29 protein-coding genes are annotated in these 26,346 nt (G+C 66.8%); 11 read left to right on the forward strand and 18 right to left on the reverse strand.

Annotated elements, in window-relative coordinates:
• Positions 1-108 precede the first annotated feature (108 nt).
• Positions 109-1,614, reverse strand: a complete 1,506-nt coding sequence (locus tag RHA1_RS12775) for an aldehyde dehydrogenase family protein (RefSeq protein WP_011595318.1) — start codon at positions 1,612-1,614, stop codon at positions 109-111.
• A 422-nt stretch (positions 1,615-2,036) separates the two neighbouring features.
• Between RHA1_RS12775 and RHA1_RS12780 the strand changes: the two genes are divergently transcribed.
• A complete protein-coding gene (locus RHA1_RS12780) occupies positions 2,037-3,491 on the forward strand; it encodes an APC family permease (protein WP_011595320.1) in 1,455 nt (484 codons plus the stop codon).
• Positions 3,488-4,243, forward strand: coding sequence for an IclR family transcriptional regulator (locus RHA1_RS12785; RefSeq protein ID WP_011595321.1), 756 nt, complete (start codon positions 3,488-3,490; stop codon positions 4,241-4,243). Before RHA1_RS12780 ends, RHA1_RS12785 begins: the two co-directional genes overlap by 4 nt.
• 2 nt (positions 4,244-4,245) lie before the next feature.
• On the opposite strand, the gene RHA1_RS12790 is transcribed toward RHA1_RS12785, so the two are convergent.
• Complete coding sequence (locus tag RHA1_RS12790) at positions 4,246-5,106, reverse strand: SDR family oxidoreductase (protein WP_011595322.1); 861 nt, start codon at positions 5,104-5,106, stop codon at positions 4,246-4,248.
• Between the two features lie 76 nt (positions 5,107-5,182).
• Positions 5,183-6,541, reverse strand: a complete 1,359-nt coding sequence (locus tag RHA1_RS12795; protein ID WP_011595323.1) for an LLM class flavin-dependent oxidoreductase — start codon at positions 6,539-6,541, stop codon at positions 5,183-5,185.
• 223 nt (positions 6,542-6,764) lie between these two features.
• On the opposite strand from RHA1_RS12795, the gene RHA1_RS12800 reads away from it, so the two are divergent.
• Positions 6,765-7,622 carry an SGNH/GDSL hydrolase family protein gene (locus RHA1_RS12800; protein WP_029539143.1) on the forward strand — a complete coding sequence of 286 codons (858 nt, stop codon included), beginning with the start codon at positions 6,765-6,767 and terminating at the stop codon, positions 7,620-7,622.
• Between the two features lie 223 nt (positions 7,623-7,845).
• Complete coding sequence (locus tag RHA1_RS12805) at positions 7,846-8,151, forward strand: WhiB family transcriptional regulator (RefSeq protein ID WP_011595325.1); 306 nt, start codon at positions 7,846-7,848, stop codon at positions 8,149-8,151.
• A 21-nt stretch (positions 8,152-8,172) separates the two neighbouring features.
• Here the strand turns inward: RHA1_RS12805 and RHA1_RS12810 are convergent, their stop codons facing one another.
• Positions 8,173-8,715, reverse strand: a complete 543-nt coding sequence (locus RHA1_RS12810; RefSeq protein WP_016882491.1) for a PadR family transcriptional regulator — start codon at positions 8,713-8,715, stop codon at positions 8,173-8,175.
• A gap of 46 nt (positions 8,716-8,761) precedes the next feature.
• Here RHA1_RS12810 and RHA1_RS12815 point away from each other — a divergent pair, with 46 nt between their 5' ends.
• Positions 8,762-9,328, forward strand: coding sequence for a peptide deformylase (locus RHA1_RS12815; RefSeq protein ID WP_011595327.1), 567 nt, complete (start codon positions 8,762-8,764; stop codon positions 9,326-9,328).
• 137 nt (positions 9,329-9,465) lie between these two features.
• Here the strand turns inward: RHA1_RS12815 and RHA1_RS51710 are convergent, their stop codons facing one another.
• A complete protein-coding gene (locus RHA1_RS51710) occupies positions 9,466-10,014 on the reverse strand; it encodes a hypothetical protein (RefSeq protein WP_237726872.1) in 549 nt (182 codons plus the stop codon).
• Between the two features lie 90 nt (positions 10,015-10,104).
• Here RHA1_RS51710 and RHA1_RS12820 point away from each other — a divergent pair, with 90 nt between their 5' ends.
• Positions 10,105-10,761 carry a response regulator gene (locus RHA1_RS12820; RefSeq protein ID WP_011595329.1) on the forward strand — a complete coding sequence of 219 codons (657 nt, stop codon included), beginning with the start codon at positions 10,105-10,107 and terminating at the stop codon, positions 10,759-10,761.
• On the opposite strand, the gene RHA1_RS12825 is transcribed toward RHA1_RS12820, so the two are convergent.
• Together RHA1_RS12825 and RHA1_RS12830 are read right to left on the reverse strand one after the other, a co-directional pair.
• Positions 10,739-11,173, reverse strand: coding sequence for a LytR/AlgR family response regulator transcription factor (locus RHA1_RS12825; protein ID WP_011595330.1), 435 nt, complete (start codon positions 11,171-11,173; stop codon positions 10,739-10,741). The genes RHA1_RS12820 and RHA1_RS12825 overlap by 23 nt on opposite strands.
• A 54-nt stretch (positions 11,174-11,227) precedes the next feature.
• Positions 11,228-12,769, reverse strand: a complete 1,542-nt coding sequence (locus RHA1_RS12830; RefSeq protein WP_050787288.1) for a sensor histidine kinase — start codon at positions 12,767-12,769, stop codon at positions 11,228-11,230.
• Positions 12,770-13,026: 257 nt separating this feature from the next.
• Here RHA1_RS12830 and RHA1_RS12835 point away from each other — a divergent pair, with 257 nt between their 5' ends.
• A complete protein-coding gene (locus RHA1_RS12835; RefSeq protein WP_009475315.1) occupies positions 13,027-13,260 on the forward strand; it encodes a hypothetical protein in 234 nt (77 codons plus the stop codon).
• On the opposite strand, the gene RHA1_RS12840 is transcribed toward RHA1_RS12835, so the two are convergent.
• From RHA1_RS12840 to RHA1_RS12870, 7 genes are all read right to left on the reverse strand, one after another.
• Entirely contained in the window at positions 13,257-13,856 is a 600-nt protein-coding gene (locus RHA1_RS12840) for a condensation domain-containing protein (RefSeq protein WP_011595332.1), read from the reverse strand. The genes RHA1_RS12835 and RHA1_RS12840 overlap by 4 nt on opposite strands.
• A 19-nt stretch (positions 13,857-13,875) precedes the next feature.
• Positions 13,876-14,538: a TetR/AcrR family transcriptional regulator gene (locus tag RHA1_RS12845; protein ID WP_009475317.1), complete on the reverse strand. Its 663-nt coding sequence runs from the start codon at positions 14,536-14,538 to the stop codon at positions 13,876-13,878.
• 89 nt (positions 14,539-14,627) lie between these two features.
• A complete protein-coding gene (locus RHA1_RS12850) occupies positions 14,628-15,770 on the reverse strand; it encodes an acyl-CoA dehydrogenase family protein (RefSeq protein WP_009475318.1) in 1,143 nt (380 codons plus the stop codon).
• Positions 15,771-15,781: 11 nt separating this feature from the next.
• Complete coding sequence (locus tag RHA1_RS12855; protein WP_050787289.1) at positions 15,782-17,461, reverse strand: class I adenylate-forming enzyme family protein; 1,680 nt, start codon at positions 17,459-17,461, stop codon at positions 15,782-15,784.
• A gap of 25 nt (positions 17,462-17,486) precedes the next feature.
• On the reverse strand, positions 17,487-18,221 hold the full coding sequence (locus RHA1_RS12860; RefSeq protein WP_011595334.1) for an SDR family NAD(P)-dependent oxidoreductase: 735 nt from the start codon (positions 18,219-18,221) through the stop codon (positions 17,487-17,489).
• A 29-nt stretch (positions 18,222-18,250) separates the two neighbouring features.
• Positions 18,251-19,045, reverse strand: a complete 795-nt coding sequence (locus RHA1_RS12865) for an enoyl-CoA hydratase-related protein (protein ID WP_007301580.1) — start codon at positions 19,043-19,045, stop codon at positions 18,251-18,253.
• A 123-nt stretch (positions 19,046-19,168) separates the two neighbouring features.
• Positions 19,169-20,320 carry an acyl-CoA dehydrogenase family protein gene (locus RHA1_RS12870; RefSeq protein WP_011595336.1) on the reverse strand — a complete coding sequence of 384 codons (1,152 nt, stop codon included), beginning with the start codon at positions 20,318-20,320 and terminating at the stop codon, positions 19,169-19,171.
• A gap of 141 nt (positions 20,321-20,461) precedes the next feature.
• Between RHA1_RS12870 and RHA1_RS12875 the strand changes: the two genes are divergently transcribed.
• Both RHA1_RS12875 and RHA1_RS12880 read left to right on the forward strand, forming a co-directional pair.
• A complete protein-coding gene (locus RHA1_RS12875; RefSeq protein ID WP_011595337.1) occupies positions 20,462-21,412 on the forward strand; it encodes a hypothetical protein in 951 nt (316 codons plus the stop codon).
• 132 nt (positions 21,413-21,544) lie between these two features.
• The gene (locus RHA1_RS12880) at positions 21,545-22,156 is read left to right on the forward strand and encodes a TetR/AcrR family transcriptional regulator (protein WP_005250938.1); all 612 of its coding nucleotides are present in this window, start codon (positions 21,545-21,547) and stop codon (positions 22,154-22,156) included.
• Between the two features lie 4 nt (positions 22,157-22,160).
• On the opposite strand, the gene RHA1_RS12885 is transcribed toward RHA1_RS12880, so the two are convergent.
• Positions 22,161-22,775, reverse strand: coding sequence for a TIGR03086 family metal-binding protein (locus tag RHA1_RS12885; RefSeq protein WP_011595338.1), 615 nt, complete (start codon positions 22,773-22,775; stop codon positions 22,161-22,163).
• 3 nt (positions 22,776-22,778) lie between these two features.
• The gene (locus RHA1_RS12890; protein ID WP_011595339.1) at positions 22,779-23,723 is read right to left on the reverse strand and encodes an oxygenase MpaB family protein; all 945 of its coding nucleotides are present in this window, start codon (positions 23,721-23,723) and stop codon (positions 22,779-22,781) included.
• 68 nt (positions 23,724-23,791) lie between these two features.
• Here RHA1_RS12890 and RHA1_RS12895 point away from each other — a divergent pair, with 68 nt between their 5' ends.
• Complete coding sequence (locus tag RHA1_RS12895; protein WP_009475326.1) at positions 23,792-24,442, forward strand: TetR/AcrR family transcriptional regulator; 651 nt, start codon at positions 23,792-23,794, stop codon at positions 24,440-24,442.
• Here RHA1_RS12895 and RHA1_RS12900 read toward each other — a convergent pair.
• A complete protein-coding gene (locus tag RHA1_RS12900) occupies positions 24,439-24,906 on the reverse strand; it encodes a DUF6069 family protein (protein ID WP_009475327.1) in 468 nt (155 codons plus the stop codon). The two genes, RHA1_RS12895 and RHA1_RS12900, sit on opposite strands and share 4 nt — an antisense overlap.
• Before the next feature lie 180 nt (positions 24,907-25,086).
• Between RHA1_RS12900 and RHA1_RS12905 the strand changes: the two genes are divergently transcribed.
• A complete protein-coding gene (locus RHA1_RS12905) occupies positions 25,087-25,626 on the forward strand; it encodes a nitroreductase family deazaflavin-dependent oxidoreductase (protein ID WP_193384931.1) in 540 nt (179 codons plus the stop codon).
• Here RHA1_RS12905 and RHA1_RS53540 read toward each other — a convergent pair.
• Positions 25,533-26,057 carry an SDR family NAD(P)-dependent oxidoreductase gene (locus RHA1_RS53540; protein WP_081437426.1) on the reverse strand — a complete coding sequence of 175 codons (525 nt, stop codon included), beginning with the start codon at positions 26,055-26,057 and terminating at the stop codon, positions 25,533-25,535. The two genes, RHA1_RS12905 and RHA1_RS53540, sit on opposite strands and share 94 nt — an antisense overlap.
• Positions 26,058-26,346: the final 289 nt, after the last annotated feature.

Consider the following 26,346-nt stretch of genomic DNA (forward strand, 5'->3'; position numbering starts at 1 on the left):
GAGCATGTGACTGCGAGTTGTCGGCGCAGTTGCCGCTGCGTCACAGTCCGTCGACAGCAAATGAGAACGCACGCAGGACGATTCTCATTTCGAGTCCGGTCGAGGAATCTAGAGTGCGATGTTGACGGACTTGCTCTGGGTGTATTCGGCGATGGCGCCTTCACCGAGTTCGCGTCCCCACCCGGACTGCTTGTAGCCGCCGAACGGAAGCGCCGTGTCGAACGCATTGTGGCAGTTCACCCACACCGTGCCCGCCTTGATCTCGGCGGCCACCTCGTGGGCGCGGGACACGTCCCGGGTCCACACGCTGGCGGCGAGGCCGTAGGGGGTGTCGTTGGCGGCCGCGCGGACGCCTTCCTCCCGGTTGAACGGCACCGCCACCGCGACCGGGCCGAAGATCTCCTCCTGGTACACGCTGAAGTCGCGGTTCACGTCGACCAGCAGGGTGGGCTCGACGTAGAAGCCGGTGTCGCCGTGCCGGTGCCCACCGGAGAGCGCGCGGGCACCGTCGGCGAGTCCGGCGTCGATGTATCCGGTGACCTTGCCCAACTGCTCCTGGGAGATCAGCGGGCCGACGTCGTTGGTGGGGTCGAGCCCAGGCCCGATCTTCTGCGACTTCGCGAAATCGGCTACACCGGAGGTGAATTCGTCGAAGATCCGGTCTTCGACGAGCAGGCGCGTTCCGGCCGTGCAGGCCTGGCCGTGGTTGAACAGGAACCCGCCGGCCACGCCGGGGATCGCAGCCTCGAGGTCGGCGTCGGAGAAGATCACCTGCGGGCTCTTGCCACCGAGTTCGAGGGACACCTTCTTCAGGTTCCCCGACGCGGCATTGACGATCTTCTTTCCGACCTCGGTCGAACCGGTGAACGCGACCTTGTCGACGTCGTCGTGACTCGACAGCGCCGCGCCGATGTCGCCGAAACCGGTGAGCACGTTGAACACGCCGTCGGGGACGCCGGCCTCGGCGATCACCTCGGCGAGGAGCAACGCGGTGAGCGGGGTCTGCTCCGCAGGCTTGAGGATCATGGTGTTCGAGCAGGTCAGCGCGGGCGCCACCTTGAACGCAGCCATCACCAGCGGGAAGTTCCACGGGATGATCTGTGCGCACACACCGACCGGTTCACGGGTGGTGAAGGCGTGGAAACGTGCTCCGGGCGCCCACGGCACCGACACGGGGATGGTGCGGCCCTCGATCTTGGTGGCCCAGCCGGCGTAGTAGAAGAAGATCTCCGCTGCCCACGTCACGTCGACGGCCTTCGCCACCGCCACGGACTTGCCGTTGTCGATCGACTCGAGCTGCGCGAACTGATCGGCCCGGGCCAGGATCCCCTCGCCGATCTTCCAGAGGATCCGCTGACGTTCCGCGGGGGTGAGCGAGCGCCACGGCCCGGATTCGAAGGCCCGCCGGGCCGCCGCTACCGCCCGGTCCACGTCTTCGATTCCGGCGTGCGGCACTGTCGTGATCACCTGTCCGGTGGCGGGATCGACCGTCTCGAACGTCCTGCCCGACGCCGAGTCCACCCATCGGCCGTCGACGAACATGCGCTTCGGCGACGAAACGAAGTCGACGACCCGGGGGTCGAGTCCGGCTGGGGTGTGAACGACTGCAGTCATCATGTCCTCTTCGGTGGAGTGAATGAATCTGTGAATGAATCCGGCTTCTGCAGAACACTTTTGGCGGATGAGTTCACCTCGTCGTGCTGCGGCCTGAACCCACGATAAACCCCGGATGTGTCGCCGGTCACTACTAAATCCGGATGGGAATCAGCGGCTGCGGCATTCTCATTCGACTTTTCCGGCCGCCGCGCCGCCGATTCTCATTCCGGCTTTTCGGGTCGGTGCAGCTGATCCGCCGTGTGCGGCGTCGCAGGCCCCGGAATCGGGAACGAATTCCCCGGCCATTCTCATTCGAGGTGATCGAAAATTAATTCCGATCGGCGCATCGCGCTCGTCTCCTGCGCTAGCGTGCAACTCATGCAGCCCCGGGTTGATCACTCGCGCTGGACCGGCCGGAAAGTGTGGAGAGCAGGTGCGTGGTGTCCGGTACACCGAGAATCAGAACTAGATCACCGGTCGCCGGTCTCGAGCGGGCGCGTCTGAGTTTCGTCCAGGTGCTCGGACAGTCCGTGTCCGCGGTCGCACCGTCGGCCGTGATGGTCACTTTGCCTGCTCTCGTCATACCCGACGCGGGCCGGGCCACCATCGCGGTGTTCGTCGCGGCGGCGATTCTGATGACGGCGGTCGGCTACTGCATCGGACAGTTCGCCACCCGCATGGTGGCGGTCAGCGGTCTCTACAGCTACATCGTGAAGGGACTCGGGCCGGTGCCCGGTTTCGGCGGGGGCTGGTCGCTGCTCGTCGGCTACGCGGCCGCGGCCATGGCGAGCACGCTCGGTGCCGCGAGTTACCTCGCCGCGCTGCTCGGGCGAGTCGGGCTTCCGGCGGGGACGCCTCTCATCGCGGTCCTCGCCGCGATCGTCGGGCTTCTCGCCCTTCTCCTGATGGTCCGGGGCGTGACACTGTCGGCGCGGATCATGCTGGCCATCGAGGTGTTCGCGATCGTGGCCGCCTCCGCCGCGCTGGTGGTCGCGTTCGTGCAATCGGTTCGCGAAGGCGCGACCCCGACCGCGGGCGGCGCGAAATCGGGTTCCGCGGTCGGGTTCGCCGTGCTGCTCGCGATCACGTCGTTCGTCGGTTTCGAGAGTGCGGGCACGGTGGCGCGGGAAGCCCGCAACCCGTTCGTCGCCGTCCCGCGCGCCATCCGGTGGACCCCCATCGCCCTGGGCGTTCTCTACGTGTTCGCGGCCGCCCTGCAGTTGCCGGAGCCGGTGCGGCAGGGAGTCGATTCGCTGCCGATCGTCCTCACCTTGCCCGACCCGTCGGGCGCCGGTTCGTCGGCGCTGTCGATCGTCATGGAACTCGGCATCACCGCCTCCTGGTTCGCATGCGTCCTCGGTTCGACGACGGCGCTGTCGCGGACCCTGTTCGCGATGGGACGCGAAGGGGTGGTCCCGAGCGTGTTCGGCCGGACGCACCACAGGTTCCACACCCCGCACGTGGCATTGACGGCGGCGATGCCGGTCGTCGTCGCGGTGCCCGTCCTCTACTTGTTCGTCAGCGGTTCGAGCCGCGAAGTCCTGATCGGACTCCTCGCCGTGTCCGCCCACGGTTACGTCCTCGCGTACGTGCTGCTGTGCGTCGCGACGCCGGCGTTCCTCCGGCGGATCGGCGAACTCACTCGGCTTCCCCTGATCATCGGTGTGCTGACGGCGACGGCGATGGTCGCCCTGGTCGGGTGGGCGGCGTTCTCGCGCACGTATGTCGCGGGCGCGGCGACCGCCGTCTACGTGCTTCTGATGCTTGTCGGCGCCGCGGTCTTCGCGATCCGCGCCAGGAGATCCCCCGGAATCGGAGAACGGATGGGTGTGTACGACGAGGCCGTGGCCGAAGACCTGCTGGGCCGGTACCGCCCGTGGGAGGTCCGCCGGTGAGCGCCGACGACAGAGCCCTGTCGGGGCGGCAGCCGAAGGCCGTCACCAGCGCGCTGCGGGTGCTCGAGGAGGTGGCCCGGGCCGGCTCGGGTGTGACCGCGAAAGACATCGCGGCCCGCCTGTCGATGCCGTCGGCGACCACGTATCGACTGCTCAACATTCTCGTGGGCGAAGGCTATGTGGTGCGGCTCCCCGACCTGTCCGGGTTCGCGCTGGGCCAGAAGATCGGGATCCTCGTCGACGCCGCCGTCGTGCCCACCGTGTGTGCGGCGGCGCGTGAGGTTCTCGCCGAACTACGACTGTCGGTGCGCTTCGGAGTCCACCTGTTCTACTACACCAACGTGGCCGTCCGCACAGCCGACGCCGACCCCGAATACCCGCCGCCGGAGGACGAGTCGTTTCTCAACCAGCACCTCTACGCGTGCGCGGTCGGCAAACTCCTTCTCGCGGAGAAGTCGGAACTCGAATCCGTGATTCCGCGGTGGGAGCCACGGGCGCTGACGGCCCGCACGATCGTCGCGCGGAGCGAGCTGCTCGCGAATCTGGACCTGATCCGAAGCGAGGGCTTCGCCACCCAACTCGCGGAGCTCCGGGACGCGTCGGCCTGCGTCGCGGTCCCCCTCCGGTCCGGCACGGGCGCACTCGTCGGCAGTCTCGCCCTGTCGGGACACGTCGATCACGAACACCTCATGCTGCGCCACGTCCCGTCGCTGCGCGAGCACGCGGAACGACTGGCCCCGCTGATGGCGTAGCGCTACGGCGTCTGCGACTGGCGGGCGAGCCGGCGGTCGTAGTCGGCCCGCCCGACGGGGTCGACGGCAGTGAGCGCCCGCCGGTCGTCGATCAGACGGCGGCCGAGATCGAGGAGACGCTCCGGGACCACGGCGTCGATCAGATCCCACCCGGCGAGGTAACGGGGCACAGCGGTTTCGGCGCGACGATGGTCGAGCGTTCGGACGATGGCCTCCGCCACATCCTCCGGGTCGACGGTCGGCATCCCGCCGCCCAGCGGCACACCGGAAGACAGTCCGGTGCGCACCGCGCTGGGAAGGATGGTGCTCACACTGACTCCGGCGGGAGCGAACTCGGCCCGGACGGCGGCGGAGAGTCCCACCGCCCCGAACTTGCTGGCGTTGTAGACGGCCATCCCGGGCACGGGCAGCTTGCCGGCCATGGATGCGACGTTGACGATGTGACCACGCCCGCGCTCGACCATGCCGGGCAACACCATTCGCATCCCGTGCAGCGGACCCCACACGTTGACGTTCATGGTCATCCGGCTGGTTGCGTCGGATTCCTCGAGGAAGCCACCGAGCGGCATGACGCCGGCGTTGTTGACCAGCACGTCGATGCGGTCGCAGTCCGCCAGCACCGCATCGACGAACCGCCGCCACGACTCCGCGGACGTGACATCGACTGTGTACGCGCGGGCACCGATCTCCGCCGCGGTCTCGTCGGCGACCGCGCGATCGAGGTCACCGATGCACACGGTTGCGCCCCTGGCCGCGAACAGTTCGGCGGTGGCGCGACCGATGCCCCGCCCTCCCCCGGTCACGACGACGGCAGCGCCGTCCAGGTCGATCCGGGGATAGTTCCGACCGCCGAAGATGTTCATATTTCGGAGACTAGCAGTATCTGAGTTACGTCGGTAGCCCGAATCCCTCCTGGAGATCTCGCTCGACCTGCCGACGTCAGGCGCCGACGGCCACTCCGCGCGGTGCGGGAGTGAGACTCGCGCCGCCCAGACCGAGGTGGTCGCGCAAGGTGCTTCCGGTGTAGTCGGTGCGGAAGAGTCCACGCCGCTGCAACTCGGGAACGACGAGGTCGACGAAGTCGTCGAACGTTCCCGGCGCCTGGGCCGCCGACAGGATGTACCCGTCCGCCTCCCCGCCGAGGAATCCTTCCTCGATCTGATCGGCGATCTGCGACGCCGTCCCGACGAACTGCGGCAGCAGCACACCCTGGGCATACAGCTTGCCGATGTCGCGCAACGTGAGGTTGTCCTTGACGCTGAGCCGGCGCGCGACGTCGAACAACCCCTGGGTGCCCGGCACGACGACATCCTCGATCGGGGCGTCGAGGTCGTACTGCGAGAAGTCGTGATCGGTGTGCACCGACATCGTGATCAGGCCGGAGATGGGGTCGGCGAGTTCGTTGTGGAACGCCTGCTTCTCCCGCGCGATCGACTCGGTCTCCCCGACGAACGGCACGAACGACGGGAAGATCTTGATGTCCTCGGGGTTGCGCCCGAAGTTCGATGCACGCGACTTCACGTCGTCGTAGTAGGCCTTGCGGCCCTCACTCGTCGGGTCGATCTCGAAGATCGCCTCCGCCCAGCGGGCAGCGAAGTCTTTACCGACCGAGGAGGACCCGGCCTGGATGATCACGGGACGGCTCTGCGGTGATTGCGGCACCGTCAACGGTCCGCGCGTCTTGAACCACTCGCCCTCGTGGTCGACGGTGCGCACCTTGTCGGGATCGGCGAACACACCCGACGCCTTGTCCCGCACCAGGGCGTCACGATCCCAGCTCCCCCAGAGCTTGAATGCGACCTCGAGGAATTCCTGGGCGCGGTCGTACCGCTCGTCGTGACCGAGGTGGTTCTCGATGCCGAAGTTCTGGGCCTCCGCCTGATTGAGCGAGGTGACGACGTTCCAGCCCGCCCGGCCCCGGGACAGGTGGTCGAGGGTGGCGAAGATCCGCGCCACCTCGTACGGGTGGAAGTAGGTGGTGGACTTGGTGATCGCCAGACCGATCTTCTCGGTCACGTTGGCCAGGCCAGCCGCCACCAGCGAGGGATCGATGGTCGCCGACGCCTGCGTTCCACTGCTCAGCGGGACACGGATGTCGTTGCCGTATCGAACGGGCGTGGCGAGGAGATCGGCGAAGAACAGGAAGTCGAACTTTCCGCGTTCGAGTGTCTGCGCCACGCGCCGGTAGTAATCGGGTCCGAGGTAGTCGGTCTCCGACGCCGGGTGCCGCCAGGCGGCGTGGGAGTGGGTGACGTGCGAGGCGATGAGGAAGCCGGCGAGGTGTAGTTCACGAGACATGGTGTGGCTCCTTGATCGGTCGGAAGTCTTAGTTCAGCCTTCAACAACGCGGCGACGGATGTCACCGATTGGACTCAGCGTGACGCGAAGTCCGCGACTTTCGCAGACTCGCATGGAGCCGAGTCCGTCGAAGTCAGGTCGATATCCGGTGCACCGCAATATGATGAGTAATGACGAAAAACCCGCCGGTCCCCCACCATCCGGTCGTCCTCGAAGCGTTCCCGTGAGGTCGGCGCTGTCGGCGGCCCTCGCCGGGTGCGTGGTGGCGCTCGCACTCCCGTGGTCGCATGTCGCCATTGCCGACGCCGCGCCGGACTCCGCCATCCGGTACGTCGCGTTGGGTGATTCGCGGGCCACGGGGTCGCCTCACGACCCGCTGTCGATTCGAGACGGGTGCTTCCGCACATCGGACGCGTACCCGCAGATCGTCGCCGACACTCTGGGCGCGGCATCCTACGTCAGCCGGGCGTGCGCCGGGGCGAAGACCGAAAACATCACGAATACACCACAATTCACCATCACCGGAGCGCAGCCACCGCAGATCGGGGCACTCCAGCCGGACACGACGCTCGTCACCGTCAGCATCGGGGGAAACGACATCGCGTGGTCGTCCTTGGTGGAACCCTGCTACACATTCGTCCCGGGACTCGACGCGAACTGTCGCTCCGACGCCACCACTGCCCGGCGCATGAACGACGCCCTCACTGTGCTCGGCCCGAAGGTGTCCGCCACCCTGGCTGCGATCACCGGGAAGTCCCCCGCCGCAACGGTGCTCGTGGTGGGGCACGGGGGCATCTTCGGCGACCGCGGTTGCTGGCCCTACATCCCCACGAGCGACGCCGACGCCGCCTTCGTCGTGCAGTTCTTCGTGAAAATGAACGACGTTCTCGCCGACGCGGCGCGGCGCAATGGCGCGTACTTCGTCGACGTGGCCGCCGCCGCGGTGGGACACGATGCGTGCGCCGGATCCGACCGACGGTGGTTCGAAGGCCTCGTACCCCGATCGTTCACCATGCCCCTGCACCCCACCCACGAAGGACTGAGGGCGATGGCGTCGCTCGTCGTCGCGGCCCGTCCATGACCTGCATCGCGGAAACCGGCTTCCACCGGCTCCCGCACCCCGCACTGCTGGACATCCGACCCGGTGGCGCAGGCGAGTGGTCGTCCGGTATACCTTTGAAACAGGCCGTCCGGTTTGTTACTGGAAACGCCCGTAACCGATACCGACGCTCACACGAAGAACATCGATATCTGTTTCCCGACACGTGGCCCTGTTCCACGAGCCGGGAACGGAAGGAACGCAGTTGCTGTTGGCAGAAACGTCACGAACACCGGCCCCCGAGGCCGCACCCGATGCCGAGGACTGGCGCGAGCTGGCCTCATGCCGCGGAGTCGCATCGTCGGTGTTCTTCTCCCCCGACGGCGAGCGCGGTCATGCCCGCGCCCGTCGCGAAGCGAACGCCCAGCAGATCTGCCAGGACTGCCCTGTGCTCACCCAGTGCCGCGACCATGCCCTGGCAGCCGACGAACCGTACGGAATCTGGGGCGGGATGACCGAAGCCGACCGTAGGCGGCACGCCCGACGACTCCGTTCCGGCGGGCGCCGTTGACCGCTTGCTCCTCTCCGCGGATCAGCGTGCCTCCAGCTTGTCGATGTCGGCGAGCACTTTCTTGTGCCAGGCGATCTCGGTCTGGATGCGCATCTTGGCGTGGGCGACGATGAGATCGTCCGCCGCACTCTGGTCGGGCCATCGGCGATCGAGCTGGTGATCGAACTGCAGCTCGCGTGCCGCGAGGACCGCGATGCGGTCCTCGACGTAGCCGCGAAGCACCCCTCGGTCGAGATCTTCGCTCACAGCCAGTGCGAGGTCGACGGGGTCCGGTTTGAGTTCGAACTCGGTGAACGCCTCGTCGCGAAGCGCTCGTAGTTCCCTGGCGCCTTCCGCCGTGATCTCGTACACGGTTCTCGCGGGCAGCGCACCGTCCTGCTCTGTCCGCAACGGCCGGATCAGACCCTCGTCCGCGAGCCGATGCAACGCACCGTAGAGCGACCCGGGCTTCACCTGTGACCACAGTTCGGCTCGATCCAGACGCGCGTCTCGACGCAGTTGGTGACCGTGCATGGGTCCCCGCTTGGCGAGAGCGCCGAGGACGAACAGCCGCGTGGGATTCATGCCATCAGTTCTACTGGAGTACTCATATTTGAGTACCCTCTTTCGCATGGCTATTCGACCGATCCTCATTGCCGGAGACACCAGACTGACCACACCAGCGGTGACGGTCACCGCGTTCGACAGCGAACTCGCCGCCTTCGTCGACGACCTGCACGAGACCAACACCGCCGCTCACGGGGCCGGACTGGCCGCCAACCAAGTCGGAGACCCGAGAGCGATCTTCGTGTACGACCTGATCGACGACGCCCGACGGCATCGAGGGCACGTCATCAATCCGGTACTCGAGACTTCGCCTCGGCCCGAGACCATGCCCGACCCGGACGACCTCGAGGGATGCCTTTCCGTTCCGGGCGAGCGTTACCCGACGGGCCGAGCCGACTGGGCGCGAGTGGTCGGCGTGGACGTCGACAACAAACCGATCTCCGTCGAGGGCACCGGCTATCTGGCCCGCTGCCTGCAGCACGAAACCGATCATCTCGCGGGGCACCTCTACCTCGACCGGCTCATCGGACGCAATCACCGGGCAGCCCGCAAGATGATCAAACAGCGTCAGTGGACCGACACCGGCAATACGTGGGTGCCCGGCGCGGACCGTGATCCCTTCGGCTGGTGACCGGCGGTCCACACCAACCAGTACGCCCCGAAGTCGTTGGCGCAGAGTCTGTTCAACGGCGATGTCGCGAATACCCTGGTCGAGTTCCTCGTGATTGTCGCCGTAGACCCTGTGCGGTGCTCCGGGATACACCTCCGCTAGAACCCACCGTGACCGAAGTGACCGAAGCCCCCGAATTCGCCGAACCCTCCGTGGAAAGGCCCCACATCCCCCCGTCCGGGTCCGAAAGGACCTGTCGCTCCCGGCCAGCCCCACGGGAAGCCCGAATTCGGAACGTCCGTCACGGGACCTGCATCCGGCACGACGCGAGCAGCAGGTGTAGCCACTCCATTGGGTACTGTTGCGGCGGTAGCGGTTCCGGCACCGAGGGCGATCAGCGGTGCGATTGCAGCGACGGCTACCGACGCGCGGATTGCGAACTTGTTCATTGTTCTCACCTTCATTTTCTTTCTGTGCTGCACCGACTTGCGGGGAGCAGGTGATGGGTTGATGATCGAACGACCATTGATGTAAATCGTCGCGGAAACGGTGCCCGTCGTCGCCACTGCCAGCAGGAGCTTGCGGGTGCAACCAGCTGCAATCTCGGTATTCCAGGTAGCTGCAATTCCATGACTGTTCGGTGTGTGCAAGCCGGCGTCATGGCGTGTCGGGCCGGGAGCCGATGAAGTATTCTCGAAGTCGGTCACTCCGACGGTGATCGGGCGTTTTTCTCACAAACGGGGACACTCGGGGTCGACGATGGCCGAATTCCAGGCGGAAGTCCGGAGAGCGGTCCGGTGACGACACGGCTGCGCGTGATCCTGGCCGAAGACGACGTCCTGCTCCGCGAGGGTGTGGCGAGCCTGCTCACCCGCTCCGGCTTCGACGTCCTGGAACAGGCAGGCGACGCAACCACACTCCTCGACCTGGTCCGGGAGCGAGCGCCCGACCTGGTGATGGTCGATATCCGAATGCCCCCGACCCACACCACCGAAGGCCTCGACGCAGCCCGGGCGATCCGCGACGAGTTCCCCGAAGTCGGCATCCTGGTCCTGTCGGCGCACGCCGACGTCGAACACGCGATGGAGCTACTGGCCAGCGGCCGGGGAATCGGCTACCTGCTCAAGAGCCGCATCACCGACGTGGACGATTTCATCGATACTCTCCAGCGCATCGCCGCGGGGGCCTCCGTCGTCGACCCTGCGCTGGTGCAGGAGTTGGTTTCCGCCCGCAGGCGCAACGACCCGCTCGCCGCACTCAGTGCGCGGGAGCGGGAGGTACTGGCCCTCATGGCGGAAGGACGTTCCAATGCCGGCATCGCTCGCCGGCTGTGGGTCACCGAAGGCACCGTCGAGAAACACGTACGCAGCATCCTCACCAAACTGAACCTCCCGGAGACCGGCGACGATCACCGACGAGTACTCGCGGTCGTCACCTTCCTCGAGGCCCGCTGACCGGGGCCACCCGCTCCCCTTCGGTTCCGTCACCGGCGCGGAGCACGTCCCGGATCGCGTCAGACGACAGATCGGACTTCGACACGAAGCCCACCGCGGGGCTCCCGGAGATCAACTCCGCCAGGTCCTGCTCGGCGTGGGTGGAAATCAGGATCACCGCTGACGGGTGCGCCCGGTCGTCGAGCCGCTGGGCGAGGTCGAATCCGCTCTCCGCGCCGAGTTCGACGTCGACCAGAATGACGTCGGGGTGTAACTCCGCAGCCGCCCGGACCGCGTCGGCGGTGTTCGACGCCGTGCCGACGACCGTGATGTCCTGCTGCTCGAGCAGTCGCCGGGCAGTATCCGAGAAACGTGGGCTGTCGTCGACGATCAGGCACCGTAGACGACCGAGTTGCAACACCATGAGTTCCATGGTCGACCCGGTACTCACCGGTACGCATTCCCGCTAACAGGAAGATCTCCTCGGTCACTCGCCGACCACCGGGATGGTGATGTCCAGCGTGGTCCCGTGACCTGGTGGACTCGTGATCCGCATGTGGCCGCCGAGTGCCTCGACACGGTCGTGCAGTCCGATGAGCCCGGAGCCCGCACCGGACGAGGCGCCGCCGACGCCGTCGTCCCCGATCACCAGGTGCAGAGTGCCGTCCTCCGCCCGCAGGGACACGGCCACCTCGGAGGCGCGGGCGTGCTTGGCGGCATTGGTGAGCGCCTCGGCGACCACATAGTAGGCGGCCACCTCGACCGATTCGGTGAACCGGCCCTCGAGCGCGACATCGAGAGCAACGGGGACCGCCGAACGACGGGCCAGCGTCCGCACCGCCGATCCCAGCCCGCCCTTCGACAGGATCGCCGGATGGATTCCGTGCGAGAGCTCTCGCAGATCCTCCGACACGCCCGTGAGCCCCGACGCGATGGCCGACAACTGCTCCCTCACGTCCACCCACTCGGCCGGCACCGACGCCTCCGCCATACGCACCTCCAGTCCCAGCGACACCAGCCGCTGCTGGGCCCCGTCGTGCAGATCGCGTTCCAGGCGGCGCCGCGCGTCGTCGGCGGCCGCGACGATCCTGGCCCGCGACGCGATCAGTTCGGCACGGGTTGCCGCATTGGCGACCGCGGTCGCGACGAGATCGGCGAAATCACCGAGTCGGGTCTGGGTGTCCGCGGGCAGCGGCACGGTGCGCCGCGATCCGACGATCGCCGCGCCCCACACCCGTCCGTCCACGACGATCGGGACTCCCACGATCGATCCGAAGCCCTCGGCACGAATGCGCGTCGCGACTGCCCCACCGACGTGTGCGTGGTTGTCGATCCTGGCGCCGTGGCCGGTGCGCAATACGATCGCCCCGACGTCGTCGCCCTCCGTCGAGATCGTGTCTCCGGTGACGGGCATCCGACTTTCCCCCGGCTCGTATCGAACGGCGACCAATGTCCCGGTTCCGTCTCCCTCGTAGCGAAGCAACACGGCGTCGACCACATGCAGCCACAGCGCGAGTTCTTCGGCCACCGCTGTGAACACCTCTGTCGGGCTCACACCACGCGCTGCCAATGTTGCCACTCGGCGTAGCGCGGCCTGGTGTTCAGCGAGGATCGCGAGTTCGTCCCGGCTCGCCTCTGCCTCTCGGCGCCGCAATACCGCTTCCGCTGTGCGCAATCTGGCCTGTCCCGCCATGAGGTTGGCTACGAGTGCGACGGGCAGGAAGACCACGACGGCCACCCAGTCGCTCGCTTTGGCCGGAACGAGGGTGCCCTCCACCTGGAGGTGGAAGTAGACATAGACGAGTGCGCTCACCAGCGTCGTCATCACCGACAGCGCGAATCCCCACCGGGCCGAGACCACCAGGACTCCGAGCAGGAACACCGCACCGAATGCATTATGCGGCGCGACCTTGTCGAGTTGATGCACCACAACGGTTTCCACGGTGATCACGGTGGCGGCGACCACGATCCCCAGCCACAACGGCGGGGTGGTCGGGCGCACCAGGAGAGATATCAGACGTGCAGGCATCTGGTGCGCGTCCGCATCGAAAACCGCTCGTGGGGACGCTGCGCCGCGCCGGGCCAGCGCTCCGATTGACCGCCGTGACCACTGTCGCGTCATCGTGCATGCTCGGATCAGTCGTGGAGTTCTCGGACAGACCTCGATGAGCATCATATCGAGCTGCCGGTCCGGTCTCATCCGATCGAGTTCCCGTCACTCGGCTGACACCCGCCGATGTCGCTACGCTGGGCCTAGGCCGATGCAGTAGACCTTGGGAGGAAGCGGTGGTAGCCGTACAGATACAGGTGGGCGATCTGGTGCAGGCGTCCGGTCACGCCGGTCCCTGGCTGGTGGTCGAGGTCAGCAAGGGCATGGCGTCGCTGCAGCATCCCGACGGACATCGGCTCTCGGTTCGGACGACCACCCTGTCCGTGGTGCACAAGGCGACGAGCCCGGCAGGCGAGGTCGAACCGGCCGACCGGGAACAGCCGGGTGAGGCCCCCACCCTCTTCGACTAGTCGACGATCGTGGTGACGATCGACGTGGCAGCCGGGGTCCGCGGCGTCGAGCCGAACCCGAAGCGGACGGGCGGATCCACGGGCCGCAACGGGCCGAGGTCCCGGCCGCGCCAGGATCCGGACATTCCCACCAGCCGCCGCTGATCGACGGCGCCGTAGTACTCGCGACGCCCGTTGCCTGCGGTGCCACGGGTGCGCACACCGCGGAGAGCGACGCGGGCGATCGGGTCGCTGACCACACAGAACCACGGTGCACTCGCGACGGCGCGCGGAATCAGGTGCAGCAGGCGCCCGAGCGTGGTGCGGGCGCCGACCTGGACGCTCACGCGCAGGTCCCCGGCGTCGACGGTCCGAGTGCCGCCGGACCGCGAGCGCCGCACAGGCGTGATCACGGTCTCGTCGAAGACGTAGGTCGCGGTGACGAAGTCACGCACCGCGTCGGACGGGGCGAGGAGCACGCGGTGACCGTCGGCGAGTTCGACCATGACGTCCGTGAACTCACCGAACGGCGATCGCGACCAGTGTCCGACGACGATGCGCACGCCCGAGCCGGTGCCCAGGCCCGTGATCTCCCCGTCGAACTGCCATCGGGTCATCCGGCCAGCGTATGCGCGGTCACTCCGTCAGGTGTCGGTACGTGTCGGCGCTCCGGTCCGACAGCACGGTGCGGAGAATGAATCGTGTTTGCGCCGTGATGTATTGGTCCACCGTGTAGCGGGCCGCGAAGTGCCAGTGCTTGAGCGCCCACCCGTGCGCGAGCATCATCATGTCGAACGTCGTCAGGTCGACGTCGAGATCGCTCGCGATACCCGCGGCGATCGCGGCGTCGAGGGCGTCGTGGAGCGGCTTGGACGTCGCCACCTCGAGTTCCTTGATCCGCTCACGCCCGTCCTGGTCGAGTGTCCGACTCTCGCGGTACGTCAGCACGACGGCATCCAGATTCTCGTCGACGATCTCCACATAGCGCCGGAACCCGGCCACGAGCCGCTCGACGGGGTCGGTTCCCGCTGCGTCCATCGCGGGTTCGAGCTGATCGCGGAAGGCGTCGAGGATCTCGACGATCGTGGCGAGGAGGATGTCCTCCTTGCCGCCGAAGTACTTGTAGATCAGCCCGACACTCACCTGGGCCTCGTCGGCCAGCGCCTGCATGGACATCTGGTGGAAGCCGGTCCGCTGCATCACCGTGACCGCGGCGTCGAGCACCTGGCGTCGCCTCGAGCTGACGCGGACGGCGCGGACGGCTTCGTCGAGTGGAAGGGCGGGCGTGTCCTTCGCCATGACAGATGACCTCTCCTTGCCGGCAGAACCTGCGATGAACGAGTATTCACAGTATCCCGCACGGGTCCGGAGCCGCAGTCCGGCCCGGGTCAGATACCGAGATCCTTCGCCACGATGGTCTTCATGATCTCGGTGGTACCGCCGTAGATCGTCTGGATCCGGGAGTCCACGAACGCGCGCGCCACCGCGTACTCGCGCATGTACCCGTAGCCGCCGTGCAGCTGCAGGCAGCGGTCGGCGACGCGAACCTGCAGTTCGGTGGTCCACCACTTGAGCCGCGCCGCACGGGCCGGCGTCAGCTCTCCGCGTACGTGCTGCCGGATGCAGTCGTCGAGATAGGTGCGGGCCAGATCGAGTTCCGTGGCCAGTTCCGCGAGAACGAACTGGGTGTTCTGGAAACCGGCGATCGGCTTTCCGAAGGCGCTGCGTTCCTTCACGTATTCCAGGGTCTGCTCAAGCACGCCCTCGGCGGCCGAGACCGCGCCGACGGACAAGGACAGTCGCTCCTGCGGCAGATTGTGGACGAGCTGATAGAAACCTTGCCCCTCCTCGCCGAGGAGGTTGGCGACCGGCACGCGCATGTCGGTGAACGTCAGCTCGCTCGTGTCCTGGGCGTGCAGCCCGATCTTCTCGAGGTTGCGGCCCCGGGAGAACCCCGGTGTGTCGGATTCGACGACGAGCAGCGAGAGCCCCTTGTGTTTGTCCGCCGACGTGCGCACGGCGACCACGAAGAGCGTGCCGTTCTGACCGTTGGAGATGAACGTCTTGCTGCCGTTCACCACGTAATGGTCGCCGTCGCGCACTGCCGTGGTGCGGATTCCGGTGAGGTCGCTGCCGGTGCCCGGCTCGGTCATCGCGATACCGAGAATTGTCTCACCGGTGACGGTTCCGGGAAGCCAGCGAGCCTTCTGCTCCTCGGTCGTCATGTCCGTCAGGTACGGCAGCACGACGTCGTTCTGCAGAGAGAACGCGATGCCCGCGGCGGCGGCGCCCACCCTGTTGACCTCGTCGACGACGATCGCGTTGTAGCGGAAGTCCTCGACGCCGGGGCCGCCGTAGGCTTCGGGAACCGGGAAACCCAGCAGCCCCTGCTTACCCGCGTCGGTGAACAGTGCCGGGTCGAGGCAGCTTTCACTTTCCCACTGCTCGTGCCGCGGGACGATCCGCTCGCGCACGAAGCTGCGGACACTGTCCCGGAACTGGTGGTGCTCGGACTCGAATTCGATGGTCATGACGGTGTCCTTTACGAGCTGAGGGTGTGGGATCCGCGGGCACTCGGGACCACGAATGCCCCGCTCTCGAATTCCCGGCGCGCGGTGTCGGTGGCCTTGTAGTGCAACTTCTTTCCCGTCGCCGACACGGGGAGTGACTCCACGAAGCGGTAGGCGCGGGGGCGCTTGAACTGCGACAGCATCGGGTGCCTGCGGCAGAAGTCGTCCAGATCGTCCGCGGAGGGGGCCGGTGCGGCGGTGACGACGTATGCGACGACGACCTGCCCCCACTTGTCGTCGGGAACCCCGACCACCAGCGAATCCGTGACCGCCGGATGTTCGCCCAGTGCTTCCTCGATCTGCACGGGGTGCACGTTCTCGCCGCCGGACAGGAGCATGTCGTCCTTGCGGCCGACGATCGTCACGAACTCCTTGTCGTCCCACGTGGCCAGATCGCCGATGTGGAGCCAGCCGTTCCGGAACTTCCGTCTCTCCTGTTCCGGGGCATCGAAGTAGGCGTTGGCGCCCTTCGGTGAGCGGACGATGACCTCACCGATCTCGGTGCCGTCCTTGGCTACCGTCTCGTGAGCGTCGGCGAGGCGGTCGTCGAACAGCCGGACCACGGCGACGTCGTCGTCGATGCAGGCCCGCCCGGCGGTCCCGGCCATTTCCGGCAGATCGGTGGGCCGGAGGAAGGTGTTCCAGAATCCTTCGGTGCTGCCGTACCCGTTGAAGATGCGGGGATTCAGCACCTTCTGATAGTGCAGTGCCGCTTCCCGTTCGAGGGGCGCGCCCATCGTCACGATGCCGTTGAGGCTCGACAGGTCGCGGGGCTTCTTCTCCTGTGCGCGAGCGAGCATCGCCAGGTTGGTCGGGGCACCGATCAGGAACGTCAGCCCGTACTCCTCGACGTAGTCGAGGGTGACCTCGGCGTCGAAGCTGCGCTGCGCCACCAGCGAGGCGCCGAGATAGAACGTGGGATTCGGCCCGGCGCAGTACAGTCCGCCGCGGTGGAACCACGGAGTCATGTTCAGGGTCTTGTCTTCCGCGGTCATCGGGAAGTGCATGATCACGTCGTGGGCACTGAAGATCTCGATCATGCTGTTCAGCGGAACACCCTTGGGCATCCCTGTGGTTCCGGACGTGAACAACCGGGTGGTTTCGTCCCACACCGTGCGACTCACGTTCGGCGGTGAGGCCGACTCCGCCACCAGTTCTTCGAAGCGAATCACCTCGAAACCGTTTCCCGGCAGTGGTTCTCCGGGTCCGACGGCGACGACGAGCGCAGGCTTGTGTGTGGCGCGCGACAAAGCATCCCGCACCATCTCGCCGATCTCGGTGTCGTAGACGAACACCGTAGGGCGGTTCGCGTCGAGGATGCACGCCGTCTCCCCGGATGCGAGCCGGAAGTTCATCGGGGCTCCGACCGCACCGCAGGCCTGCCCCGCCAGGTAGAGCTGGGCGAATTCGGGACCGTTGAACAACTGGTAGGCCACGACGTCGCCCGGTGCGACGCCGGCGTGGGCAAGCCCGGTGGCGAGCCGGTCGACGCGATCACCGAGTTCGGCGTACGTCCAGCTCTCGCCGGTCGACGGGGACTGCATCGCGAGTCGATCGGCATACCGGTGGGTGTTGCGCCGGAAACCGTTCAGATAGGTGAAATCGTGCTCGAAGTACTGACGATAGGCGTGCGCATCGTACGTGTACGTCATGATGAGTCCTCCGTCCCGGTGCCGGTCAGCCGGCCATGGTGAGGCCACCGCTGACGCTGATCACCTGGCCCGTGATGAACGATGCGGATTCGGACGCGAAGAACAGGACCGGCGCCGCCACCTCCTCGGGGCGCGCGAGCCGACGGAACGGAATAGCCTTCACCAGAGCCTCTTTGAGTTTCTCGGCCTGCGCCTGGAACAGCGGGGTGTCGGTCGGACCGGGGCACACGCAGTTCACGTTGATCCGGTACCGGGCCATCTCCCGGGCGAGCGACTTCGACAGCGCGATCACACCGCCCTTCGCACCGGCGTAGATGCTCTCCCCCGCACTGCCGACACGGCCGGCATCGCTCGCGAGGTTGACGACGCGCCCGCCGTTCCCCGCCTCCACCATGCCGGGGAGGAATGCACTGCACATGTGCACGGGCCCGAGGTAATTGATGGCGACGACCTTCTCCGCGAATTCGGTGGTGGCATTGAGGAACTGGTCGGTGCGGTCCCATCCCGCCGCGTTGACGAGGACGTTCGCGACGCCGACCTCGGCCGTCACCCGGTCCCGCAGGGCATCGACCTGCGCCCGGTCGGCGACGTCGACGGTCATCGGAAGGAGCCGGTCGGGCCGTTCGGCTGCCGTCTTCTCCGCGGCCTGCAGGTCGAGGTCGGCGACGACTACCGTGTCGCCCTGCTCGGCGAGCGCGAGCGCGATGGCGCGGCCGATGCCGGATCCCGCGCCGGTGACCACTGCGATGGTGTTGCTCATGGTATTTCCCACTTCCCGTGCTGTCGGACTCAGGCGTTCACGTATTTGTTGAAATCGGGCTTGCGCTTCTCCGCGAACGCCGCCGCCCCCTCGAGACCCTCGGGCGAGTGCGTGAACAGGTCCAGCGCAGACATCGCGAGGTTGCTCAGTCCGGCCTGGTGGTCGGTGTCGGCGTTGAACGACTGCTTCAGGAAACGCAGGGTGGTGGGGCTCTTCTCGGCGATCTCCGCGGCGACGGCCTTGGCCTCGTCGAGCAGTCGGTCGGCGGGGACCACCCAATTGACCAGGCCCCACCGTTCGGCGGTGACGGCGTCGTACTGGCGGCAGAGGTACCAGATCTCCCGGGCGCGCTTCTCGCCGACGACGCGCGCCAGGAACGCGGACCCGAAGCCTGCGTCGAACGAACCGACTCGGGGACCCGCCTGGCCGAACTTCGCGGTCTCGGACGCGATGGTGAGGTCGCAGAGCACGTGGAGCACATGTCCCCCGCCGACGGCGATGCCGTTCACCGCCGCAATGACGGGCTTGGGGACGTCGCGGATCAGCTTGTGCAGGTTGCCGATTTCGAACATTCCGCTCTCGGTCGGGCCGTAGTCGCCGGTCTCCGCGCGCTGCTTGACGTCGCCGCCGGTGCAGAACGCCTTCTCCCCCGCACCGGTGAGGATGATCGCCTGCACCGCGTCGTCGGCCCACGCCGAGCGGAAGGCCTTGATCAGCTCCTCGACGGTCTTGCCACGAAAGGCGTTGTAGCGCGCGGGGCGGTTGATCGTCACGACCGCAGCCGGGCCGTCGACCTCGTAGGTGATGTCTTCGTAGTCGGTCACGGTGATTCCTCTCTGTGAATTGTGCAATGAGGTTGCGTTCATGAATTGTGAACAGCTATTCGATACGATTGAACGTACATTCACGCCGAAGTATGTGTCAAGGGTCACTCGGCGCTCGGTGCGCTACAGGAAAGCGCTGACCCCGGTCTCCGCACGGCCGATCAGCAGCTTCTGGATCTGACTGGTGCCCTCGTAGAGCGTCATCACCCGCGCGTCACGCAGGTACTTGGCGACGGGATACTCGTCGACGTACCCGTACCCCCCGAAGATCTGAATTGCGTTGTTGGCGGCGCGAACCGCGGCCTCGCTGCAGAAGTACTTCGCCTTGGACGCAGCCGTCCCGAACGGTTCACCGCGCTCGATCAGGTCGGCCGCCCGCCAGGTGAGCAGCCTCCCCGCGTCGGCGTCGACGGACATGTCGGCGATCAGGTCCTGCACGAGCTGGAACGAGGCGAGCGGACGGTTGAACTGCGTGCGCTCGCGGGAGTAGTCGACCGCAGCCTCGAGGCAGCCCTGGATGATTCCGACGCAACCCGCACCCACCGAGACACGGCCCTTGTCCAGCGAGTGCATGGCAATGGAGAAACCCTGCCCCTCGGATCCGAGCAGGCAACTCGCCGGCACGCGCACGTCCGTGAAGGACAACTCGGCCGTCGCCTGCCCGCGCAGTCCGAGCTTTCCGTGGATCTCGCGCGATTCGAATCCCGGGGTGTCCGTCGGAACCAGAAAAGCCGAAACCCCCTTGGGCCCCGAACCTCCGGTGCGCGCGAACACCAGGCACAGCTTCGCCCACGTGCCGTTGGTGATGAAAATCTTGGAACCGTTGATGACGTAGTCGTCGCCGCTGCGTACCGCCCGGGTCTTCAGGTTGCCGGGGTCGGAACCGTTGTCCGGCTCGGTGAGCCCGAAACAGGCGAGCGCCTCACCGGACGCGATGCGGGGCAGCCATTCGCGCTTCTGATCCTCGGTGCCGTGCGACAGGATCACCTTGCCCACGAGCCCCATCGACACCGACACGATGCCCCGGACCGCGGAGTCCGCCCGCCCGAGTTCCTCCATGCCGAGGCAGTACGTGATGTAGTCGCCGCCGAGGCCGCCGTACTCCTCCGGAATTGTCATGCCGAAGAAGCCGATGTCGGCCAGTTTCTCGACGATCGCGGTGTCGACCGATTCGGCGCGGTCCCACGCGGCGCGGTGCGGGACGACCTCTTTGTTCAAGAAGTCGCGGGCCAGCTGCCGGAACTCCTCCTGCTCCGCGGTCAGTGTCAGGTCCATGGATACTCCTCGATGCCGTGTTGAATACACGATCACTATTTGTGAGCAACTACTCACTTAAAGTGAAGCTATATTCACCCCGGGGTGTCGTCAACCCCCGACCACTGGCCGGGTGCCGCATCGGCTGAGTAGGCTCGACTCATGCCGATCACCTGGTCGGGCGAGGTCGATGACGTCATAGGCGGCGATCTGACCTGCGGGTTCGCGTACATCACGCCCGCAGGCGGGGCCGTGGTGACGGCGGTGGCGCCCCTCGGGCTGCGCGACCGAGAGCGGGGAACAGTCGGCTTCACCACCTCACTGGGGTTCGGCCGCAAGCTCGAACGCATCACCGGTGAGCCCCGGGTGGCGCTCGCCTACCACGCCCGCGAGCACGGGATCGGCGACTCCACCAATCAGCGCTACGTGCTCGTGCAGGGAGACGCGACGTTCGACCCCACCCCCGACCCGGAACTACTCGAAGACATCGGCCGGCGCTCGACCCCCTACACGGGCGAGCCACGCCGCGGCGTGTTCTGGGACCGGTGGCTCAGCGCGTACTACGCCGACCGGGTACCGGTGACCGTGACGGTGACACGAGTAGTCGCCTGGCCCGACCTGCACCTGACCGGTCCGCCCGAGGTGTTCGGCGCACCGCTGCCCGCGGTCGACGCGGAAACCCAGACCCCGCCGAAGAAGGGCACCGGCCCCCGCGTGGATGCGACCAAGACCGGGGAGCGCGCGGCGAAGCTGTCGCACCGGCTGCTCGCCTACCGTCAGGCGGACGGCTATCCGTCCGTCGTACCGGTCGACGTGACCTCTTCGAGCAGCGAGGGCGTGCGTCTGACAGTGCCCGCAGGAGTGCCGCAGGGCGGCCGCCGCGCAGGGCTGCTCGCCCACGCCTATCGCGCCGAGCTCGTCGGCCTCGAGTCACGTCAGAACACCGGCTGGATCGAGGTCACGGGCACCGAGGCGCTGTATGCACCCCACACCCAGGCCGGGTTCGCGGCGCCGCCGAACAAGACCCTCCTGCTCCTCGCCAACGGCTTTCTGGCCCGGCGAGGGCTGGCGAAGGCCCGCAAGGAGGGCCGGGCCCAGACCACGGGCCGCTGATTCGGACGCCATACGTGGTTCACCGCCGACGCGGTCGTCACGGTATTCTCACTTCAACCGAACCTTCGGTCGGCTACCGTGGATGACGGCGCACCGATGCGGCGGAGTTCTGCACCTGGAAGGATTGCGCGCATGACGACGGCACGCCCCGCACGGAAGACCGGTTCACCCGGACGTCCCGGCTACGACCTCGACTCGCTGCTCGCTGTCGCTGTCAAGGTCTTCAACGACAAGGGTTACGACGGCACCAGCATGGAGGTGCTGGCCCAGCGCCTGGGAATCACGAAGTCGTCGATCTATCACCACGTGTCCGGGAAGTCGGAGCTGCTCGAACTGGCACTGTCGCGGGCGCTCAACGCCCTCTTCGCGGTCACCACCGAGGAGAAGGCGACGAGCGGCCGGTACATCGATCGTCTCGAATACCTCGTCCGCCGCAGCGTCGAGGTCCTTGCCGCCGAGCTTCCCTACGTGACGCTCCTGCTGCGCGTTCGGGGCAACACCGCGGTGGAGCGTCGCGCGCTCGCCCGCCGCCGCGAGTTCGACGCGTTCGTCAGCGATCTCGTCGTCGCGGCGGCGGAAGAGGGAGACCTGCGGCCGGGCATCGATCCCGCGCTCACCAGCCGGCTCGTGTTCGGCACGGTCAACTCGCTGATCGAGTGGTACCGCCCGCGCACCGGCGGGACGGTCGCCGACCTCGCGGACGCCGTCGTCGAGCTGACGTTCGATGGGCTACGCCGCACCTGAGCTGTCAGGCCTTCCAGTCGGGCCTGCGCCCGAGGTACCGCAGCAAGCCGGCGACCTCGTCGCCGTCCGATCCGTCGACCACCGGGGCGTACGCACCGTACTGCCGTAGCGGCTCGACGATCTCGCGCGCCACGAACAGGAGCTCAGTGGCCACCAAGGGAGACAGGGGCGACGGCTGCCCGGTCGCGACGGCGATGTCCCAGGCGTGCACGGCGGCGTCGAGGGCGCACGCTCCCGCACCGATCCGCGGGGCGAGTGCGCCTTGCGGCAGCGGGGTCGCGGCCGACTCGGCGGTTGCGTCGATGCCCGCCCACGCGTCTGCCGCGGCCAGGAGCGAGGTGTCGAGGAATTCCAGGGGGTCCGCGTCGAGGGTTCCCGACGGAGCGAACGGATTCTCGGCAGGACCTGGGCCTCCCGTAATCGCTGCGGCGAAGGCGAGTTGATCGCCCGCCGCATGCTGCAGCACCTGGGTCACCGTCCACTGTTCGCACGGCGTCGGGCGGGTCCAGCCGTCGGCGTCCACTCCACGCACCACCGTCCGCAGCATCGCGTGCGCGGCATTCAGCACGTCCCACGTCGTCGAGTTCTTCGTGGCCTGATCGAGCCCGTCGTTGGTCATAATCTACAGCGTAGGGATCAAAGAGGTCGGAAACGGCCCGCGTGACACCATTCCGTCGCCTGCCCTCCGCGCGACCGGCGTCAGCCGCCATCGCTCGGGAACGAACCGGAATCCGAGCCGCACTGCCGCGCCGAATCGCCGGAGCCTGCGCTCGTCGTCCGCAGACCACTCCCAGCCGAGCTTGTCGCGGGCGGCCGGAGGCAGCGTTCCGCGGGCGATCCACACGAGCAGCCGTCCGAGCACGGGACCGACGAGACGCCACAGGACCGCGGGGATCCGATCGTCGGGACGGGGTGTCGGCTGCCCGTTGAGCACGCGCGATCTGCGCACCGTCTCGGTCTTGTCGAGAACCGTGCAGACCATCTCGTCCCAGTAGTCCACGAAATCGGCGTATGCCTCGGGCAGGTTGGTAGCCGACACCCCGTAGAGCGCGTACCACTGCTTCGACTCCTGATACAGCTGTTCCTTCTCGGAGTCGCCGAGCGGTTCACCGAAGTATTCGGCGACCACGTACTGGGTGCCCAGGAACGTGGCGTGAGCCCAGAAGTAGGGACCGGGATTCAGCGCGTGATACCGCCGCCCCTCGTCCGTCGTGCCCTTGATGTCCTTGTGCATGTCGCGGATCATCTGGGCCTCCGCGCCCGTCGGATCGTAGAGCGCGCGGATGATCGGCCCCGCGGAACGGGCCAACCGGGCGAACTCGTTGCCGAATACTGCCGAGTGCTGCACGAGAGCGGTGTCGATGACGGGATGCATCACCTGCAGCGTGCCCGACCACGAGATCAGCAGCGCGGTTCGCCAGTCGCCGAACCGGTGCCACGTCAGCGAGTCGGGCCCGAGCGACGGCAGCGCCGAACGGCGTTGGGACGGAAGCTCCGTGGTGGTCATGGCGATCTCCAGATGCCGCTCGATATGGAACGTGGTGCAATTCAGAATGACTGTTGACATCGCATGATGTCAACAGTGGAGCGCGGGGGTTCCCCGATCGTTACCGGGATCGATGAGACGATGACGGAATGACCGACAGCGACAACCCTCGCGGAGCGCCGCGCAAATGGCGCGGCCAGGAGCCGGACGACCGGCGCGCGGCGAGGCGTGCGGCACTGATCGAGGCCGGCCTGCAGCTCATGGGAACCGAGGGAACGGCCGCGACGACGATGCGAGCGACCTGCCGCCAGGCGGGCCTCACCGAGCGCTACTTCTACGAGAGTTTCGACAATCGGGAGGCGCTACTCGTCGCCCTCCTCGACCACGTCGTCCTGGGCGCGAGGGACACCCTGATCGGGGCTCTCGAGACGGGCCCTGCCGATCCGGGCGAGCTCGTCCGCCACGTTGTGAAGGCGTTCACCGGCTACATCGCCCAGGACCGGCGGCGGGGACGCATCATGTTCGTCGAAGCGCAGTCGGTGCCGGAGTTGGCCCAGCGGGGCGAACAACTCGTCACCGAGTTCACGACTCCCATGGCTGCGGCACTGACAATCCTGGGTGTCGACGGCGCACCTCGCGACGCCGTCAACACCCAGCTGAACGCGATTGCCCTGTTCGGGGCGATCGCCTTTCTGTACCAGCGCTGGCTCACCGGGAGCCCGAAGATCTCGCAGAAGCGGATCGTCGAGCACATCGCACTCACCATCGAGGCTCATGCGCCGGTGAACAGCACCCCCTAGACGTGCTCGCCGCGAACCAGGGGTCGCCGCATCGCTTCCAGGCCCGCGACGACTGCCACGGCGATCACCACGTGCATGGCCGAGAGCGCGGTGGTGCTGGCGGTGTCGAAGTCGGCCTGAATGGTCAGGGCGATCGTCGCGAGCGGCAGCAGGGCGCCGATCACTTCGGCCGGCCGGATGACGGCCACCCATTTCAGCGAGATCAGCGCGGCCAGTGTCATTCCGATCAGTATCGGAACGACCGTCAGGATGACGACTCCGCCGGGCGCCACGCTGCTGGTCTTGCCGGCATCCGTCATCTCGAACGAACCGCCGGCAGCCAATCCCAGCAGCCAGATCACCAGGTTGGGGACGAGCGCGCCGATCGTAGTCGCGGCGATCGCCCACGGGCGGCTCAGTTCGAGCGTCATCGGGTTGATCCGCGAGGTCGTGGTTGCAGAAATCGTGGTTCCGGTGCTGGACATGTTCGTTTCTCCCTGTCGAGTGGCTCGAAGTGCTACTGACCGATCCTGCAACCTCAACCATTGTTTGGGTCAAGGCCTGAAATCGAGGACTCTCGGTGAGACCCGAACAGGTAGACCCGGGCGGAACGCAAAACTCATCGCGGTCGGCCCCGGTCGGTCATCTGAGGGATGATGGCGACTATGAACTCTGCCCCCAAGCCACCCTCCCGACCGCGGGGGCTCCGCAACCCCCTCCGCATACTCGCGCGCTGGCTCGGCACCCGCGAATGGGTGATGCGGATGGCGCCGATCATCATCTGGCTGGAGTCGCACCTGCGCGCGTGGACCGGGAACCGGGTGAGCCTGATCGGCATCGCCGGACTGCAGTCCGTGCAGGTGACGGTCCCCGGACGCAAGAGCGGAACCCCGCGCACGACGGCCCTTCTGTGCATTCCGTACGGGGACGGGTACATCGTCACCGGCTCGAATTGGGGACGTCCCGAGCATCCGACGTGGTCGGTCAATCTGCGTGCGGCCGACGAAGCCCAGGTGAAGGCCGGGTCGCACAAATCCCGGATGAGCGTCCGGATGATCACCGGAGACGAACGCGAGAATCTCTGGAAACTGGTGGTCGACTACTGGCCCGGCTACCTCATGGAGCATCGCCGGTCCGGTGGACGTGAGTTCCGGCTGTTCGTGCTCGAGCCCACCCGCTCGGCTACCGAGAGTCGCGAATCCTGAAGACCGGCTCCACGAAGCGTTCGACGGCGCGACGCTCGGCGGCCGCATCGCCCAACGGCCAGGTCAACAGCGACAGGACGACGCCCACGATCCGTTGCGAACTCGGAATCCACGACATCACCCGCGAACAGGATCCCGGCATTGTTGAACACCGCATCGACGCGGCCGAACTTGTCCCCGACATCCGAAGCGTGCTCCAACACCGCATCTCTGTCCGACACATCCACCGCGGCAGCGAAAACGGAACCCGACACCGTACCAAACAGATCCAACGTGTCCTTCACCGCCGACGCCTCCAGATCCGCGAGAGCCAACCGCGCTCCCGCCCGTGCGAGCTGCACGGCAAGCTCACGACCGATCCCGGCGCCGGCACCCGTCACCGCGACGACACGGCCCCCGAAGTAGCCCAACCAACTTCCCCTCCCGCTCATGAACCCAGGTAACAATCCCCACGATCGACATCAGAAGATAAGTACGGGGAAAGCTGTGCACGCCCGTCCTCTCGCACCGTTGTTCGACCCCGAAACGCACTGCGAACTTAGACGATTCGCAAATTGAGGCCTCACCATGCTCGCGGGCCGATCTCCCCTCGCCACTAGCCAGTGTGCCGGCAAGTGCTGGTGGACGCGGACGATCGTCGAGTCGATCAAGAGCACATGTTCGCGCTGTGCGTCGCGTTCGGGGCTGCCGCGAGCACCGCGGCGAACATCCGACCGTAGA

This window comes from Rhodococcus jostii RHA1, assembly GCF_000014565.1.
GTDB lineage: Bacteria > Actinomycetota > Actinomycetes > Mycobacteriales > Mycobacteriaceae > Rhodococcus_F > Rhodococcus_F jostii_A.